Below are 18,281 nucleotides of genomic sequence, written 5' to 3' on the forward strand. Positions count from 1 at the left end.
CTAGATTATTTTTAATGTATTCCAGCCACAAAAAAGCCATTTCAACGAATTGATGAAATGGCTTTTAGTTTTTTAACTTAAACCTCTAACATACTATTTAGGGTTTCAACCACGTTTTTAGATTTCACCACAGACTGCAAATTTAGCAACGCTGCTTGCACTTGGTTACGTTGTGGCTCTGCCAAAGTGTACCAACGCGACAACACCTGCAATAAACGCGAACCTACAATTGGGTTTTTCTCATCTAAATACTTGGCTAAGTCAATAAAATGCTGAACACCAAAACTCCATGTATTCACAGGGTTGCTATTTAAACCACCACTGACTGAACGAATACGGTTAGGTGTACCCAAATCATAATCAGGATGTGCAGTTAAAGCCTGAATGGTTTCAGCTGTCGCTTTTGGATGTGAAGCTTGAACCATAAACCATTGATCAAGTGCTAAAGCTTCATCTTTAAAACGTGTATAAAAATCTTCCAAAGCAGCTTTGGCTTGCGGTGCATCATTCCACACCAAGACACGCAATGCCCCTAAACGCTCAGACATATTTCGAGTTGTTTGGTATTGCTGCTTTGCCAGCTCAAACGCTTCGGCATCGCCCTGACGTGCCATTAACGCCAACATGATATTCTTTAAAGCACGTACACCCATTGCCTGAGAGAAATCTTGCTGCATGTCTGGATCAAGGCTTAAATAGGTTTCTTTGCAGAATGCACCAAGTTCGCGCGCCAATGTATCTAACAGCGCATTGCGTTGTTGCTGAATTTTTTCAGGTTGATAATTTTGATCAATACGGCTGCCCAAATAGCCTTCAGAAGGTACATCAAAAATACGTGATGCCAACAAAGGATCTTTTTCAATTAAAGCAGGTACTGTATTTTTCATGGCTTGCAAATAAGTATCTGCTGCATGTTCTTCCAATAAAATACGTTCCAATAGAGTCTGAGTCGCCTGCCACTGGTTAAAGCCATTGGTTTCGTGCTGCATTAAAAATGCCAATTCATCATTAGAATAGTTAAATTCTAAATTCACAGGTGCAGAAAAATTACGCAATAAAGAAACAACGGGATGCGCAGTTATACCGCTAAATTCAATACTTGCTTGTGCCTGATCAAACAAATACACACCATCTTTTACTGAGTTTTCAACCAAAGCTTCAGACTGCAAAATATATTGCTCGCCTGTTTCTGCATTGAACAATGCCAATGCAACAGGAATAGGCAATGCTTTTAAGTTTGGATATTTGGCATTGCTTTTCAGACTTTGTTTTAAATTTAAACGATAAACCTGCGCAGCCGCATCGTATTCGCCCTGCACTTCAAGCTTTGGTGTGCCTGGTTGATTGTACCAAGTCAGGAAATTAGATAAATCAACACCTGAACCTGCGCTTAAAGCATTGACCCAATCTTCAACCGTGACTGCTTGTCCATCATGACGACGGAAATATTCATCACTACCTTTACGGAATTTTTCTTTACCGAGTAAAGTCGACATCATGCGGTTAATTTCCGCACCTTTTTCATAGACTGTTGCGGTATAGAAGTTATTAATTTCTACAAAATGATCTGGACGTGGCGGGTGCGATAACGGGCCAGAATCTTCGGGGAATTGATGTGCTTTGAGCACCGCCACATCATCAATACGCTGTACTGCGGCAGACTGTAAATCTTCAGAGAAAGATTGGTCACGGAACACCGTTAAACCTTCTTTTAAACACAACTGGAACCAATCGCGGCAAGTAATACGGTTACCTGTCCAGTTATGAAAATATTCATGCGCAATAACGGACTGTACGCGCATAATTGCGGCATCTGTGGTGTATTCTTCATCGGCCAATACACATGACGTATTGAAAATATTCAGACCTTTATTTTCCATTGCGCCCATATTGAAGGCACTGGTCGCCACAATCATATAATTATCTAAATCATACGGCAGACCATAGTGTTCTTCATCCCAACGCATCGAATGTTTTAACGCTTGCATAGCAATTTTGCATTTTGGAATGTCTTTTTCTTCTGCATAAATTTCCAGTGCAACATTACGCCCTTCAGATGTCACATAATGGTCTTTCATGACTGCCAAATCGCCAATCACACAAGCAAATAAATAGCTTGGCTTTTTGGTCGGGTCTTGCCAAATCGCATAATGACGACCTTCGCCTGCTTCACCTGTTTCTAACAAGTTGCCGTTTGCCAATAACACAGGATATTTTTTATCGGCTTCAACACGTGTGGTAAATACCGACAATACGTCTGGGCGGTCAGGATAGAAGGTAATTTTACGGAAACCTTCAGGCTCGTTTTGGGTAACAAATAAATCAGAACTTGCCTGATATAAGCCTTCAAGTTGCGTATTGCTTTCAGGATGAATGATCACGATGGTTTCTAACGTGACTTGATCAGGTGCATTTGCAATGCGAAGCTGATCACTATCTAATTGATAGTCACTTTCCGATAATTCCGTGCCATTCAAAATAATAGATTTCAATTCTAAATCACGGCCCAATAACACCAAATCGCCTGCAGTCTGACGCTGCATTTTCAATGTTGCACCCACTTGGGTGTAATCTGCATAGACTTGAATATCTAGCTCTACAGCATCTACCAAGAATGAAGGTTTTTGATAGTCTTTTAAATAGATAGTTTGGCTGGCTTCAACCATAGGATTTGCTGCAATATTCATCTTGTCCTCATTCTTTGTGGCGATGCGCTTGTTTTTGTAAAGTTGCAATGATCATACGACAACTTTCAACATCTGTCTGCACACAATCTATTTCAGTCTTATTCAACAATGCTGATTTATATGGGCGCTCAACCCAAGCTTTTCAATCCTATCTGGATTAATCCTGTACAAGTAACATAAAAGCAGACTGTTTAAATCAATACCTGTATTGCTATTACGCGTAAATTTAATATTTTGATATGCAACTTCACTTCAAATACGACCAACACAGGCTAATTTTGATGATGATCAAAAGCACAGAAGCTTCCACCTTTCAGTACACAAGCCATGTATAATGACATATCACGATTTACTTGAGCTTCTATTTCACAATGCTACAAATTCTGCAAAAACAATTAGATGAAAGCACATTATGCCCTTTGTGTCAGGCATCTATGTATTGGGTAGAAGCAGAACAATATGAGCACGAATTAAATTTTCACCAATGTAGTCATTGTGAACATCGCATCTTTCAAAATAGCCAACAACAAAACTGTCATTGCGCAAGCTGTACCCAACAACGCAAAAAAATCATGGCGGAAACCCGCTTGCAAGAACAACAAAAATTCAAAAAACAGGATGCACCTGAACGCGAATTAAATCAGCTGCGTTTTATAGATAAATTATTTTTATTGAGTATTTTAGATCAGCATGCACAGGAACATATTCCACATGAAGAATTTATAGATTGGGAAAAAATCAAGTATTTAAATATTACCCCCAACTATTTTTTCCAGCACGGCATGATCAAACATTTGCTAAAAGAGCAAATATTAATCGCCAAAGATTTTGCGGAAAATGCGCAGCAATATTATATCAATGTCCGTTTAGATGGTTATTCTGAACCAAGCTTATTCAGCATTGCACAACAATTACGTTATTGGTTTTATGAAAATCTGAGTATGGGCACACCGTTCAAAACAGCAGATGAAGTCAAAGATGCGCTGTATTTATTGCTGTATCAAGAGATTGTGCAGTTTATGCAATTTTATTGTCGGACTTGGGGAATACAAATTGCGGGCAACCATAGTTTTCAGAGCTTTTGCTACCGACTTTTAGATATCTTGGCGGTTGGGCAAATTTATTACTTGGTGCAAACTGCTTTGGAATTTTTATACCAACAAAAAGCACTCAAACCGCGTAATGAAAACTTTATTAATACCAATTTACTGAAAAAGACTGTGCAGCAATACCGAGAACGGTCAGTGGCTGAAAAATGGGAGACCTCTACCCTGCCACGCCCGCCTAATTTGCCTTTCAGCTATATGAGCGAAATTTTATTCTTCCGCTTTTTGGGTTATGACGAAAGGATTTTCTTTCAACCTGTGTGGCGTTCTTGGCGAAAAATTGAAGCACGACTTAAATTTTATTCACTTAAACGCTGTATGCACTGCGGATCGGATGAACTGACTGTCGATTATGACGCAGAAAATTATGTGTCCTTATTTTGTCGCAACTGCAAACATCAAGATCATTATTTCACTCAATAAAACTTTGGTGAAGATGATGGTTACACCCCATCACTGCCCAAATTCATCATCTACTGCAGTATAGAGTCAACAGGATACGTACAGAGGATTACAGTTTTTCGATGTGATAAGCACCTAATCCACTTTTCTGTTTAGTGCTAAATTGAGTGCCGTTTCAGATAAAGTTTTACCGTCTAATTTACAAATACACATAATGCCCCAACCATCAAAATAATCAGGCGCGTGCTGCAAAAAGAAATTGGAATGTACATCTTGCGGAATTCTCAAATGCATCAGTTGCTCAAAACTTCGTGCTGGAGAATGAGTTTCATGCACATATACGCCTTCACCGCGCTTTTGAATTTCAGGATACCGTGCCGCCATAAGCTGCAAAACTTCATGATATTCCTTAGGCATAGTTTTCCCGACTCTTGGGAAAAAACTTTTAGAACGCGAAGCAAACAAAGAATAAATCTTCGGTTGATTAATGCTAATCACAAACCACAATGGAATAAATGGATTTTTTAAGCGTCGATTCAACATGGCTTTGACTGCACTTGGAATCGTCAAATTTTGTTTTTGATATTCAGACAAAAAACCCGCTCGTGAATTGACCACATGCATAGGCTGTTCATTATAATGAATCAAAATAAAAGGAATAACATTTTGCCCAACCACTTGATCTCGATCATGATATTGAATAACCGTGACTGCGATTGCATCGGGGTCATAAACAAAGGCTTTAAATTCTTCTAAACTCGAATTTGGAAAGATTTTTTGATCGAATTGATAAATTTTTTCAAAAAAATACGATTGCTGCTGCATTGAAAGCGCTTTAAAGTCAAAAACTGTTTCTATTAAATTCATAAAAACAACCCAGTTTCATATTTAAAGAGAGACGCAAAATTTTTTTAATTGGTCAATGCATTAATAATATGACACATTTTAATTACATAATTTTACAATCATTATAGTAAGTTATTAAAAAATATCCAATTTCATTAAAATTAAAACTAAGCAGTTCATTTCAATAAAGTTTTTACCAAAAATTATAATTAAAATTGAATACCAGCATTAATCCATTATATTTTGTGACGCAGTTTACATTATTTTATGACGAACGGTATTGATAGGCAAATTTATATTGTTTTAATAAGTTAAATCCTAATTTATTTCATAGCTTACGCCCCTATTTTTAAAATCAGCTAGGCAAGCTGAAATATCACAATCTATGCTGTTTTAAATGTCATTCATTATTAGATTGAAATTTTACACATAAAAATAAGGGCTGAATAATCAGCCCTTAATTGATCTTGCTTATCGCTCAACACTCGAACAAATCATAGATTTGCTCTTGCGTTTGCTTTTCCTAACTTAGGTCAACTGAGCAGCAGCAATTTTCTTGGTGTCTACATTCGCAGCAGCGTCTGTGTAGCTTTCCATCTGGTCAAAGTTCAAGTACTTGTAGATGTCAGCAGACATGCTGTCGATTTGAGAAGCGTACTGTTGGTATTCTTCTGGTGTTGGTAACTTACCAAGTACCGCTGCAACAGATGCAAGCTCAGCAGAAGCTAAGTAAACGTTTGCACCTTGACCTAAACGGTTCGGGAAGTTACGTGTAGAAGTAGATACTACAGTTGTGTTCGGTGCTACACGTGCTTGGTTACCCATACATAATGAACAACCTGGCATTTCTGTACGCGCACCCGCTTTACCGTAAGTGTTATAGAAGCCTTCTTCCATAAGTTGACGCTCGTCCATACGAGTTGGAGGCGCTAACCATAGACGAGTAGATAAAGAACCACCAGGAACTTTGTCTAATAACTTACCAGCAGCACGGAAGTGGCCGATGTTTGTCATACAAGATCCGATGAACACTTCATCAATTTTGTCACCTTGAACGTCAGAAAGAAGTTTTGCATCATCTGGGTCGTTCGGGCAGCAAAGGATTGGTTCTTTGATGTCTGCAAGGTCAATTTCATACACTTTAGTGTATTCAGCGTCAGCATCAGCTTTAAGAAGTGATGGGTTCGCTAACCATTTTTCCATGTTCTCAACACGACGAGCCATAGTACGCGCATCGCCATAACCTTCAGAAATCATCCACTTAAGCATGGTGATGTTTGAACGAAGGTATTCAGCAACTTTCTCTTCAGAAAGTGTGATAGAACAACCTGCAGCTGAACGCTCAGCAGAAGCATCAGACAATTCAAATGCTTGTTCAACTGTTAAATCAGTTTCCATTTCTGTTAAGTCGATTTCTAAGATACGACCAGAGAAGATGTTTTTCTTACCTTTCTTCTCTACAGTTAAGTCACCTTCTTTAATTGCGTAGTAAGGAATCGCATGTACAAGGTCACGTAAAGTGATACCAGGCTGCATTTTACCTTTGAACTTCACAAGTACAGACTCAGGCATGTCAAGTGGCATAACACCAGTTGCTGCAGCGAACGCTACAAGACCAGAACCCGCTGGGAAAGAAATACCAATTGGGAAACGAGTATGCGAGTCACCACCAGTACCTACTGTATCTGGAAGAAGCATACGGTTTAACCAAGAGTGGATAATACCGTCACCTGGACGTAAAGAAACACCACCACGGTTCATGATGAAGTCAGGAAGCGTGTGTTGCATTTGAACGTCAACTGGTTTTGGATACGCAGCTGTGTGACAGAAAGATTGCATTACTAAGTCTGCAGAGAAACCTAAACAAGCTAAATCTTTTAATTCGTCACGTGTCATTGGACCTGTTGTATCTTGAGAACCAACAGTAGTCATCTTAGGTTCGCAGTAAGTACCTGGACGAACACCTTGACCTTCTGGAAGACCACAAGCGCGACCTACCATTTTTTGAGCTTGAGTGAAGCCTTTGCCTGTGTTTTCAGGTTGTACTGGAGTACGGAACAAAGTAGATGGTGCAAGACCTAAAGCTTCACGCGCTTTAGCTGTCAAACCACGACCAACGATCAAGTTAATACGACCGCCTGCACGTACTTCGTCTAGAAGCACTGGAGTTTTAAGTTCAGATTCAGCGATTTGTGCGCCGTCTTTGAACGCTGTTACTTTAGCAGCGGCATGGTCGATTTTAAGAGTGATTTCATCACCCATGTTCATATTAGAAACGTCGATTTCTACTGGTAAAGCACCCGCATCTTCCATTGTGTTAAAGAAGATTGGCGCAATTTTACCACCTAAGCAGTAGCCGCCATCTTTTTTGTTTGGAATGTGCGCGATTTCATCACCGAAGAACCAAAGTACAGAGTTAGTTGCAGACTTACGAGAAGAACCTGTACCAACAACGTCACCCACGTAAGCAACTTGGTTGCCTTTCGCGATAAGGTCTTTGATTTGGTTTAATGGACCAACTTCACCAGGAACTTCTGGGTTGATGCCATCACGTACGTTTTTCAACATTGCATTTGCGTGCAATGGAATGTCTGGACGGCTCCAAGCGTCTTGTGCAGGTGACAAGTCGTCAGTGTTGGTTTCGCCAGTAACTTTAAACACTGTAAGTTTGATTTCTTCAGGTACATCTTTACGGCTAGTGAACCATTCAGCATCAGCCCAAGATTGTAAAACTGCTTTCGCGTTTTCGTTACCTGCTTTTGCTTTGTCTGCTACGTCATGGAACGCATCAAATACAAGCAAAGTATTTTTCAATGCTTCAGCTGCTAAGCCAGCCAATTCAGCATTGTCTAAAAGCTCTACTAAAGGTGCTACGTTATAACCACCAAGCATTGTGCCTAGTAAGTAAACTGCACGTTCTTTAGAAACGAGTGGAGAGGTTGCTTCACCTTTTGCTACAGCAGCTAAGAAAGCAGCTTTAACGTATGCCGCTTGGTCAACACCTGCAGGTACACGGTTTTCAATCAAATCAACCAAATAAGCTTCTTCGCCTGCTGGTGGATTTTTTAATAATTCAACTAATGCAGCTGTTTGCACATCATCAAGTGGCTTCGGTGGGACTCCGAGTGCGGCACGTTCTTCAACGTGTTGGCGGTAAGCTTCTAGCACGGTGTTATTCCTCTTTTTTAAAAAATTATTTGTGAATTCCTGCTTTTAAAGCATCACAAACAATATGGACTGCAAAATTTTACTAAACTTCAGGTTAAAAGTTAATGCAACTAGAGTGTTTCTTTGTGATGCCCATTATTTTATAACTAAATGATGCGCATATTGTTCAATTTACAGGCAAAACACGACTTAATTTTAACTTTGTCTGTATGTACACTAACTTTTCGCCTAAAGTTTAACTCGTAAAAAAGGCAACGCTCATGTTGCCTGTTCTAATGAATGAATGATATTCCACCTTAGTGTACTGTCGTAGCTTGAAGATAGTGCTGTAATTGTTCACGACTACCTTCAAACTTGAGTTGAATTTCATCTTCATGCAGCATGCAATGTTCTGCACTGGTAAACGAAATTTGAACTTGATATATCTTTGCAGGTGCATCAATTTGCTGACGTAAATACACCCGATCACCTAAACTTAAAACATAATGACTGCCGCCAATCACTGCGACACCTTGTTCATCTTCTAAGAGCAAATCTGCATTATGCAGGTAAGCAACCACTTCCATTATGCGCTCCTACTGTTTTTGTTATGTTTTTAATTATTCATGAAAAAGATAAGCTTTGCCAGTTTTAAGATTTAGAACTTGTCACAATTTATTTGTTATTTATTTTAGTTTTAGACGTTTGATTCACTTAGGCTATTTTTTGATAAAAGATAGTAGAAGTACAAAACATATTTCAATTTTAATTCATAAAAAAACCGTTCTTTTAGAACGGCTTGTAATCAGGCATTTTATCATGCGGTGTCGCGATACATTTTTCAGTAAATTGCGTACGGACTTTTTCACGTGCCGCATCAACATCACCATTAATTTCTTCAAGTGGCAATGCATAGACTTGCTCAATAATCTCTAAAATAAAATTACGAGTAATGTCATCTTCAATTTTATTGGCATGCTCAATCGCACGTTCTTTTTCAATCGCATTTTGACGATCTAGCATGATGGTACGCGCAGCATTGCCAACACTTCGGCAATAGCCTTGCCATTGTTCTTCAGGGGTTAAGGGTTTCTTTTCTGCACAGCCCATTAATGCAAGCACTGCAGTCACCACCAAAATCTTTTTCATTGAAGCTCTCCTGTTGTGCTTATGATAATCAAAAGTTTGCATAAATACGAAACTATCCATGTACAAGCTTAAAAAATGCGCTCTGATTGAACGCATTTTTAAGTGAAGTTGCCGTTAGAAGCGCCAGTTATAGAAAATATCCACGGCGCGTTCTAAAGCTTGACTAGCTTCCAAATACAGTCGTTTATTCATTTGATAACGCAAAGTCAACTTATTGACAGGTGTGAAAACCCCCACGCCATAACGAATAAACAAGTCTGGGGTGATATAACCCGTCAAACTGACTTGGGTATCATCGCCTGTACCTTGGGCATCAAGTGCCAAACCACTTAAACCGAATGTACGTCCAATTTGATTGGTCAAGGCACGTGTACCACCCAATCCCATACTAATACCTGCCGCTGCAATAGTATTGTTGACGTCTGACTTAAAGCTTTCGGTCTGACTCAAACCACTGGTACCTTCATTGATACGACCTGTAATCAAAGCATTTAATGCTTCTTGTTCAGATAAGCCTGCATCGTTATACACTTGAATGTTCGGACTGCTGGCTGTGCCTGTAACTCTAAAGCCGACCATGCTGCCCTGTACATTTTTATTGGCATCCATATCTAAAGTTGGGTTAGAAATTGGGCCATTAAAACGCGCAATGGCACGGTTCAAATCCAGACTTTGTCCATAGGCTTCAATTTTCACACGCTGGCTGACCCCAATCGCACCATTGGCACGCATCGCAGTTTCTAAACCACGTTGAGATAAATACAAACGTCCAATCAGTGGAATACGGCTATTAAAACCTTGGAAAATGACCCGATCACCCAAATTCAATTCAAGATCGGCACGAATATCCCATGGACGAGCTGAACGTAATAATGCCAGTTGATCTTGTCCTTCATGTACCACACGCACATCCGAAGACACGTTAACCACAGGTGCAGATACTTCAGGCATAGAAATTAAAGCCCGAGGTACATCTACACGTCCTTTTAAACTCAGTTTTTTCTGGAAAGGTAAAACATCTAAGGATACATCTGGCGTAATCATTGCAGTAATTAGCGGTGCTTGACGAATTAATAAGTCTTTACCGTTTAAATTTAACTGAATACGCGGATCATTTTTCCAATCCACACTGCCCGTTAAACGCCCTACACCACCACCGCTGTTAAATGCGCCATTAATGCTGGCTTGATCTTGGCGGATAGAGGAATAGACCTGCACATTGGTCAGATTTACAGGTAACGAAATCATGCTGATCGCACCATCTTTCAGGCGCATTTCACCTGTGAGCAATGGTGAAGTTAAAGTCCCATTGATCTTGCCAGCAAAGGACAAAATGCCTGCCATTGATCGCACATCGGCAATAAACGGTTTAAAAACTTTAAGTTGTACCTGATCAAAGGCAATTTCACCGCGCATTGGCATGTTTTTAGTGTAAGGATCAATCAGCACATTGGCATAACCTGTACCAATTTCAGGTGTTTTCACATCTATGCGTAATTTCAAGCCTTCGGCAATGCTTTTTGCGACCACAGCCACTTGTTCATAGCGCAAGGTTGAGCCTATATCTTGTGGATCGTCCGCAGCAAGTCCAATGACGCCATCACGCGTGACCAAATGTGCATCAATTTTTGGCTTCTGTCCTTTTGCCCACGCCGCTTTGGCATACCCATTAACCTTGCCTGTAATCGCCAAACCTTCAGGCATAAATGCAGAAAAGTCATTTAAGTCTAAGTTTTGAGTCACAAATGATGCATTGGCTTTGGTTTTACTCACACGAATAGGTTGATCAAAACACAATTGGCTTTGCTGACTCATCCAACAATGCGCACCAACATACAACTCACTGGTTCTATGTTGATAAATCACGGCTGCGTTTTGGCGCTGTGCCAAGTGGGTTCTTAAGGAGTCAAAATCTCCTTTCTGAATTTGTCCCATCCAATCATTTTGTGCATTTAAACCACCCGCCAATTGTACATAAAACTTACTCAGCTTATTTTCGGCTTCTAGTTTTAAAATATGTGCCTGACGTGTACCTGCTAAAGAAATCTGCCCTTGCTCGATGCCACGGTTGCCACTGCGTAAATTTTCCATGGATGCCGTCATCAGCGTTGGCGTATTTTCAGAGGTTGGCAATTCACCTTGTAGGCGCAATTTACGCACGCTGAAAATATTATTTACACTGAACTGATCAACAGCGAAATTGGCAGTGGCTTGTAAGCGTGGCTGCGACTGCACATTGATATAGCCATACGCACGTCCACGTAAACCTGAATAGATTTCGTATAAAGCAGGCGCATTGACTTTAATACGCAGATTTTGTGCATTCCCCGTTGCTTGTAACTGATTTTTGGCATAAGACAAAAATAGATTATTGGCTTCAAACTGTTGTGGTAAAAAGCCTTTTTGATTAGCATCAATCAACATGGCTAAATTCCCCGTACCACGTACAGGTTTATTATTGAGCATGCCTGCCAAATTCAGATGTTCAATGTTGATCCGTTTTTGAGTGTCTGACCAAATACCTTGAGTGCGGATATTGCCCGATAATTCACCACGCACACTGGACACAAAATAGTGCGGCTTAAAGCGAATTAATGAGGCATTTAAATTCCAACCTATGCCATTATTCAAATGCAGCAAACCATCCGCCACAATTTGCCCTGCAACACCATTATGGCGTAAGTCGCTAATTTTAATTAGTTCGGGCGTACCCGATAATTTCAGTTTTAAATGTCCTTCACTGCCTTGAATCGCACTAGCATTTAACCCACCATCATAATTCACGGCAAAACTTTTAAAGCCACCACCAGCTTTCACATCATGGAACAATAAAGCGATGGTGCTTTGCCCAGTTAAATGTACGTTTTCATTTTGATTGACCAAACGCCCTGTCAAATTAATATCTTTCAAATGAATAATTTGCTGATTCGGCAATGCAAAACCATTGGCTTTAAACTGCCCATTTAACACATTAACAGGTGCTGCGGTGCTGATACTTTGCGGATTAAAGTTTTTCGCAGCCAATACTGCATTCCATTTCAACTGACGTTTGTCGGTTGGTAAATCAATGACGGCGCTGCCTGCCAAATGACTATCTGCGGTATCAAATTTAAAATTAGGAATATTTAAGCGATTATTCTTTAAATTCAGTTTAGCTTGGTACATACCTGCAGGTAACATGGTTTTTTCATGTGTGCTGACTTTGGTCGCCACAAAAATATCTTGCTGACCTTCTACCAAGGCCATTTGCACATCACCCAATTCACTTTTTAACCAACCCACATACGGCACAGCACGGTCTATGTTGTTCCAGCGCACATCAAGCAACATCGGATTTGCCGCTTTGCCCTGCGCAGGTTTTTGATCGAGTTTTAAATTCCAAGTTTCATATTGGTCAAAATCGACTTGTGCAGTTAAGTGTGTGCCTTTTTCCAAATGACCTTTAGATGCTAAATTGGCATCTAAACTTGGCGGTAAAAAGTCTTTGACCACTTGAGGAATTAGTGGATCTTTAGGATTAATTTTATCCAGACGTCCTGTTAAATCCCAATTGACTTTTTTATCCCAACTGACAATGCCCGCTACATTGGCAGCACCTTGCATAAGTTGTGCATTTAAATTACTGATATTCAGTTGATGAACTAAATCGGTATACATCAGACCTGTATATTGACCTTTAGGGATGTGTTTACCGCTCAAATCCGTATTGACATCAATATCTAAACGCTTGATATCGCCTTTAAATTTAGCTGCACCTGCTTGGGTAAAAAGTTCCTGCTCGGTCAAAATAGGCCAACGGTAGTTTTTAAATTGTAACTCACCAAACATTGGCACTTGCTTACGCATTGGATGCAACACTACCCATCCCGTGAGCAAATCAGGCGTATTTGTTGCAACACCCGCCTGAATCGTGTCGAGTGTGCCTTTGCCTACTACTTTAATATCGTGAATATTTAAGCTGTCATGTAAAGAGGGAATATTTAAATCACCCACCACATTAAGCGGATATTTACCTTCAAATTTCATATCGCCTGTGGCATTGCGTACATTCAAATATCCCATATCCATATTGGAATCTTCAAATTTCAGTTCTGTACCCGACCACAAGGCATTATTTAAATCAATATCGTAAAAATCGACCTGCGTACCAGAGGCGGTTTGAATCAATAAATGATCGACATCGGCAGTATCTAAACGCAAAACAAAAGGTAAGCGAATTTCATTGAATTTGAATGGATCATCACTTGGTGGGCCTTTCGGATAAATCCGCAGATTACGCACATCGGCACGATTGAGATGGATTTCTTTATCTAAAATGGCACGCCAACCAAGAATGACATCGGCACGGTCAATTTTGACATCAACAGGTTTTAAACTGACGATGATATTGCGCAGAATAATCCCGCGCCATAAATTACCGCCTTCATATTCATAATGAATAATTTCTTGGCGCTGCAATACGCTGTCTAATAAGAACTTTGAGCCACGGTCTGTTGAGAACATCACCACCAAAGCGGACACCAATAAAACCAGCATCAACAGCAGTGACAGTAAAACACTCCTGAGTATTCGACGCTTTTTAGGTGGCGTTACTGGAGTTTCTGGTTGCTGTTCAACTTCAGCCATAATGATCTCTAAGTCTTAAATTTATAGTTGAGAGCCAATAAAGAAATGTAAACGGATTGGATGGTTATCATCTGAAATACCAGAAGCCACATCAATCCGAATTGGGCCAATTGGTGATGCCCAACGTACCCCCAAACCTACGCTATATTCGGTGTCGTTGCTAAAGTCTTTATCGTAAGCATTACCAAAATCACTAAATACTGCTGCGCGCCACCCCTCTTTAAATTGATAGTTATATTCTAATGAACCAACCGCCAAAGCCTGACCTCCAATTTTAAAGCCTTCAATTTGTGGTGTTAAAGACTTGTAGTCAAAGCCACGTAAAGACTGGTCACCACCAGTAAAATAACGCAAATTATAAGGCACTTTATTAAAATCTTCGGTGTAGATATAACCTAAGTCACTGCGTCCGACAAACTGATGATCGTCATTTTCACCCAATGAATAAATAAAACGCCAACCTGCATTTAGAATGGCTAAATCTGCATCGCTGAGCAGTGATTCACTCCCCAGTTCTATTTTATAAATTTGGCGGAAACCTTTGCTTGGGTTAACACGACGGTTACTGTCGGTACGTGAAACTTCATAGCCAAGCAATAACGATTGTTGCTCGACATCACCATTGGCAATAAAGGCATCAGGCACTTTTTCCAAAAATACAGTGCCATCTTCAGTTAAGCGATCCAGTCGATAACGCAAGCCAAAAGTATGTTGCCAACTGCCCATTGGGTTTTTAATCACACGGTCTACACCTGCAACCGCAGATTCAATCATCAAGCCGCCACCTTGTGCAACATCGTCACGTTCTTCACGCTCATAACCGCCAACCAACGCGACATAATCATTCAGTGGATGGTTATAAGGAATGTTATAGCGTCCATCAATGGCTTGACGAATTTGTGAAAGCTCCAAGTTGGCATCGAAAGAGTGACCACGTTTATTGACAATGGCACGGCGATATTGCCCACGCAAACGTACGCCTGTGTCAGTTCCGTAACCCGCACCGACTTCGGCACTATTTAAGCGGTCTGCATTTAAAGTCACAATCACAGGAATTTTTTTGTCGATACGTGCCTGTTGTTTTAAGCGTTCTTCTTCTGATTGTTTGTCTTCTTGCTGTGCTTGTAGCATGCGCAGCTTATCGTTGCTCGCACCTTCTTCTGTGCCTGCAAACTCAGCTTCATTCACCACAGATTGCGTCACTTCCTGAGATGACACCACCCGTTTTTGATCGACGACTGTGGCATCGTAAACAGAGAGTTTTTGTTGATCGACCAAAGCCTGAATATCAGGCGGTAATTCCAAAGGATACTCGACAGGATCAGGGCGAATTGTATCAACCAAGGTGTAGTTGAAATAACGCGAGTTGGTGAGGTTATTGGCCAAACCATTTACACGCCAAAAAGTATAGTCAGCATTGTCCTGCCAAGTGACCATACTTTGCAGAATATCCATATCCAAAGGGAATTCTTGATTTGGATCGCTCATACGAAATTCAACATTTCCGAGTTTATAACGCTCGCCTGTTTCATAACGTAAATTGATATCGGCTGTATTTTGAGGTTGAGCGACTTTAACGTCATGCAAACGCCAGTAACTGTCAAAATAACCGTTATCTGAAGCGGCATCGGTAATTCGTTTTTTGGTTTGCTCATACAAACCATGATTAAACACATCATCTACTTCTTGATCAGGCAAGACACCAATAACCTGAAATTGTGCCTCGTATTGTCCTTCACCTGTAAATTCAATATTTTGCTGTTTAATCGCCACAGGTGGATTTGGCACAACCTGCACACGCACGCGGCTATCACTGAGTTTTTCAAACTTAAACTCGGCATTATAAAAACCCACCGCCTGCGCAGCCTGATTTGACAACGTACGCAGTTGCGGCAATGCCGATGGAAAATCTGCAAAAGATTCCTGGGTAAAACTGGAAAGTTTGGCCTTAATATTGGCACTTAAATGATCCACCGCTGTACGATAAGCATCGGGCGACACTTCTCCAATTGAGTTTTGTGTACCATTGGCGCCATTTGCGGTAATGACTACATCTGCACTAATACGCGGCACTTTGGCTGTGTTTAGCTCACGCGGTGGACGGACTTTATACAGTAAACGTCTGAAAAAACCGGGTTTATCGGCATTTTCGACCTGCGTCATCCAGCCCAATTCAGTCATTAAGGTATCGTTAGGATTGGCTTCCACTACAAAATTACTGTCTGCCTGAATATTGGTTATGAGCTGATCGACATTTACAGGCGCTTGATCAATTTGCAGTAGCTCCTGCTGTGTTGCGTCTTGAACCAACGTTTCTGGCACTTGACCATTGCGGTCTAGCATCGCTTCTTGTTTGGCTTGTTCTGCCACCTGAAAAATTTCATTGGCAAGCCCCTGATCTACAGGTGCAATGGGTAAATCTTCTAAGTCTTCAAATTCGATAGGCTGAAATTCAGCAAAAGATGCCCCTGCCTGTTGTTGCTGTTGCAGCATTTCTAGACTATTAAATTCAGGTGTTTGCGCTTGCTCTAAAGCTTCTTCTATTTTTTGTAGATCTTGGGCACTGTCTTTACCTTGTGCTGCTGCCAGTTGTTTAATTTCTTCAGCTAAATTTTGTGCTTCTTCTGTAGTTGGAGTCTGCAGTGATGTAGGATTTTCAGCGAGTTGGGTGTTGGAGTTAGATACCTTAAGACTTTCTGCAAAACTTGAGGATGCAACTAAACCTAAAAACAGACTTAGTCCGAGCTTTTTCGGCATATTCCAGCATAAAATTGCATGCATACTGGAACACAGTACTGATTTTTTAAAGTTTGTATTTACAAGCATAAAAAACTCTAAACTGATTTAATTTTTTGGATAAACCCCAATCAACCCACGTATAAACACTATTTGTTCGATTTTTTCATTAGTGAAATACTTGAAACATCATACATGATTTTCTGTACAATTATATCAAGTGGTCACATTTCTTAATAAAACTAAACGAAGTTAATCACGCATGAAAAAAAATGAACATTTGTTAAAGAGTCGTCGCTTTTTGCCGATGTTTCTCACTCAATTTTTTGGCGCACTCAATGATAATGTGTATAAACAAGCGCTGCTTTTGGTCTTTACCTATGGCTGGATTAGCCAACAATCTGCAAATGTCAGCACCCTGAACAATTTGGCAGCCCTGCTGTTTATTTTGCCCTATTTCATTTTTTCTGCCACCGCAGGACAATTGGCAGACAAGTATGAACGCGCTCAATTGGTACGTGCCATCAAACTGCTTGAAATTATCATCATGCTGATTGGTACCGTTGGTTTTATTTTAGGAAATTTGTGGCTGTTGCTGATGGCCTTGTTTTTAATGGGTGCACAATCGACCTTTTTTGGCCCAATCAAATATGCCATTATGCCTGAAGTACTCAAACCGCATGAACTGATGTCAGGCAATGCAATTTTCCAGTCAGGTACATCCATTGCAATTTTATTGGGGATGATTTTAGGCGGTGCAGTGATTTCAGTATCTGCAGGCAATTTAGTCTGGATTAGCTTAACTGTGGTGATTATTGCACTAATTGGTTATGCCTCAAGTCGTTTTGTGCTGACGCAGCGCGTCACGGCACCCGACATTCAAATTGACTGGAATTTTTTCCGCACCAGTTTCCAGACTTTAAAATATGCCAAAAGCCTGCCGATGATTTTTTTGATCTTACTTGGAAACTCTTGGTATTGGTTTTATGGGGCAACGTATTTAACCCAAATTCCACAACTCACTCAACAAAACTTGCATGCTTCTGAAAATGTGGTGAGTTTATTACTGACACTCTTTTCTGTCGGTATTGGCGTAGGTTCTTTGCTCTGCCGTAAAATAGGCGGTACCGAGGTCAATATTAAAATGGTGCCTATTGGCGCAGTCGGTTTAACCGTCTTTGCTTTTTATTTGGCAGGCACATTGGCTTTTGTACCAGAAAAAACAGGCGCACTACTGGGCTTAGCCGAAGTCTTTCAGCAAGGCTGGAGTTATTATCATGTCATGTGTGCAGTCACTTTACTGGGCATTAGTGGCGGTTTTTACATTGTGCCCTTGTATGCCATGATGCAAGCCTATTCCCCTCGCTCGCACCGCGCACGTGTGGTCGCAGCCAACAATATTTTAAATGCGGTATTTATGGTGTCATCTGCCATTTTTTCGATTTTAATTTTAAGCATTTTAAAAATTGATTTAAAAATTTTATTTAGTATTACGGCTGTTTTAAGTGCTGTTTTCACCTTTTGGCTCTTGTTAAAGCTCAAGCCAATGTTAGATACTGCACAGGACTCTTTGGAGGATTAA

At 40.4% G+C, this 18,281-nt stretch carries 9 protein-coding genes; 2 read left to right on the forward strand and 7 right to left on the reverse strand.

Features of this window, described 5'->3' with window-relative positions; all coding sequences use genetic code 11:
• Window positions 1-77 precede the first annotated feature (77 nt).
• Window positions 78-2,687 (reverse strand): aminopeptidase N, encoded by a 2,610-nt coding sequence (gene pepN / locus FTU98_RS06695; protein WP_180050772.1) that lies wholly within the window; start codon window positions 2,685-2,687, stop codon window positions 78-80.
• Window positions 2,688-3,058: 371 nt separating this feature from the next.
• Between pepN and FTU98_RS06700 the strand changes: the two genes are divergently transcribed.
• Window positions 3,059-4,216 (forward strand): hypothetical protein, encoded by a 1,158-nt coding sequence (locus FTU98_RS06700; RefSeq protein ID WP_180037893.1) that lies wholly within the window; start codon window positions 3,059-3,061, stop codon window positions 4,214-4,216.
• Between the two features lie 114 nt (window positions 4,217-4,330).
• Here FTU98_RS06700 and FTU98_RS06705 read toward each other — a convergent pair whose 3' ends face one another.
• The 6 genes from FTU98_RS06705 to FTU98_RS06730 form a co-directional block, all read right to left on the reverse strand.
• Complete coding sequence (locus tag FTU98_RS06705) at window positions 4,331-5,062, reverse strand: hypothetical protein (protein ID WP_004973230.1); 732 nt, start codon at window positions 5,060-5,062, stop codon at window positions 4,331-4,333.
• Window positions 5,063-5,569: 507 nt separating this feature from the next.
• A complete protein-coding gene (locus tag FTU98_RS06710; protein ID WP_096900892.1) occupies window positions 5,570-8,209 on the reverse strand; it encodes a bifunctional aconitate hydratase 2/2-methylisocitrate dehydratase in 2,640 nt (879 codons plus the stop codon).
• Window positions 8,210-8,505: 296 nt separating this feature from the next.
• Window positions 8,506-8,775: a hypothetical protein gene (locus tag FTU98_RS06715; RefSeq protein ID WP_004973220.1), complete on the reverse strand. Its 270-nt coding sequence runs from the start codon at window positions 8,773-8,775 to the stop codon at window positions 8,506-8,508.
• Window positions 8,776-8,977: 202 nt separating this feature from the next.
• Window positions 8,978-9,337, reverse strand: coding sequence for a hypothetical protein (locus FTU98_RS06720; RefSeq protein ID WP_004973219.1), 360 nt, complete (start codon window positions 9,335-9,337; stop codon window positions 8,978-8,980).
• Window positions 9,338-9,451: 114 nt separating this feature from the next.
• Complete coding sequence (locus FTU98_RS06725; protein ID WP_180008503.1) at window positions 9,452-13,963, reverse strand: translocation/assembly module TamB domain-containing protein; 4,512 nt, start codon at window positions 13,961-13,963, stop codon at window positions 9,452-9,454.
• A gap of 21 nt (window positions 13,964-13,984) precedes the next feature.
• The gene (locus tag FTU98_RS06730) at window positions 13,985-16,789 is read right to left on the reverse strand and encodes an autotransporter assembly complex family protein (protein WP_180043861.1); all 2,805 of its coding nucleotides are present in this window, start codon (window positions 16,787-16,789) and stop codon (window positions 13,985-13,987) included.
• Window positions 16,790-16,961: 172 nt separating this feature from the next.
• Between FTU98_RS06730 and FTU98_RS06735 the strand changes: the two genes are divergently transcribed.
• A complete protein-coding gene (locus tag FTU98_RS06735; protein WP_180050775.1) occupies window positions 16,962-18,281 on the forward strand; it encodes an MFS transporter in 1,320 nt (439 codons plus the stop codon).

It is taken from the genome of Acinetobacter sp. YH12211 (assembly GCF_013418015.1).
Lineage (GTDB): Bacteria > Pseudomonadota > Gammaproteobacteria > Pseudomonadales > Moraxellaceae > Acinetobacter > Acinetobacter towneri.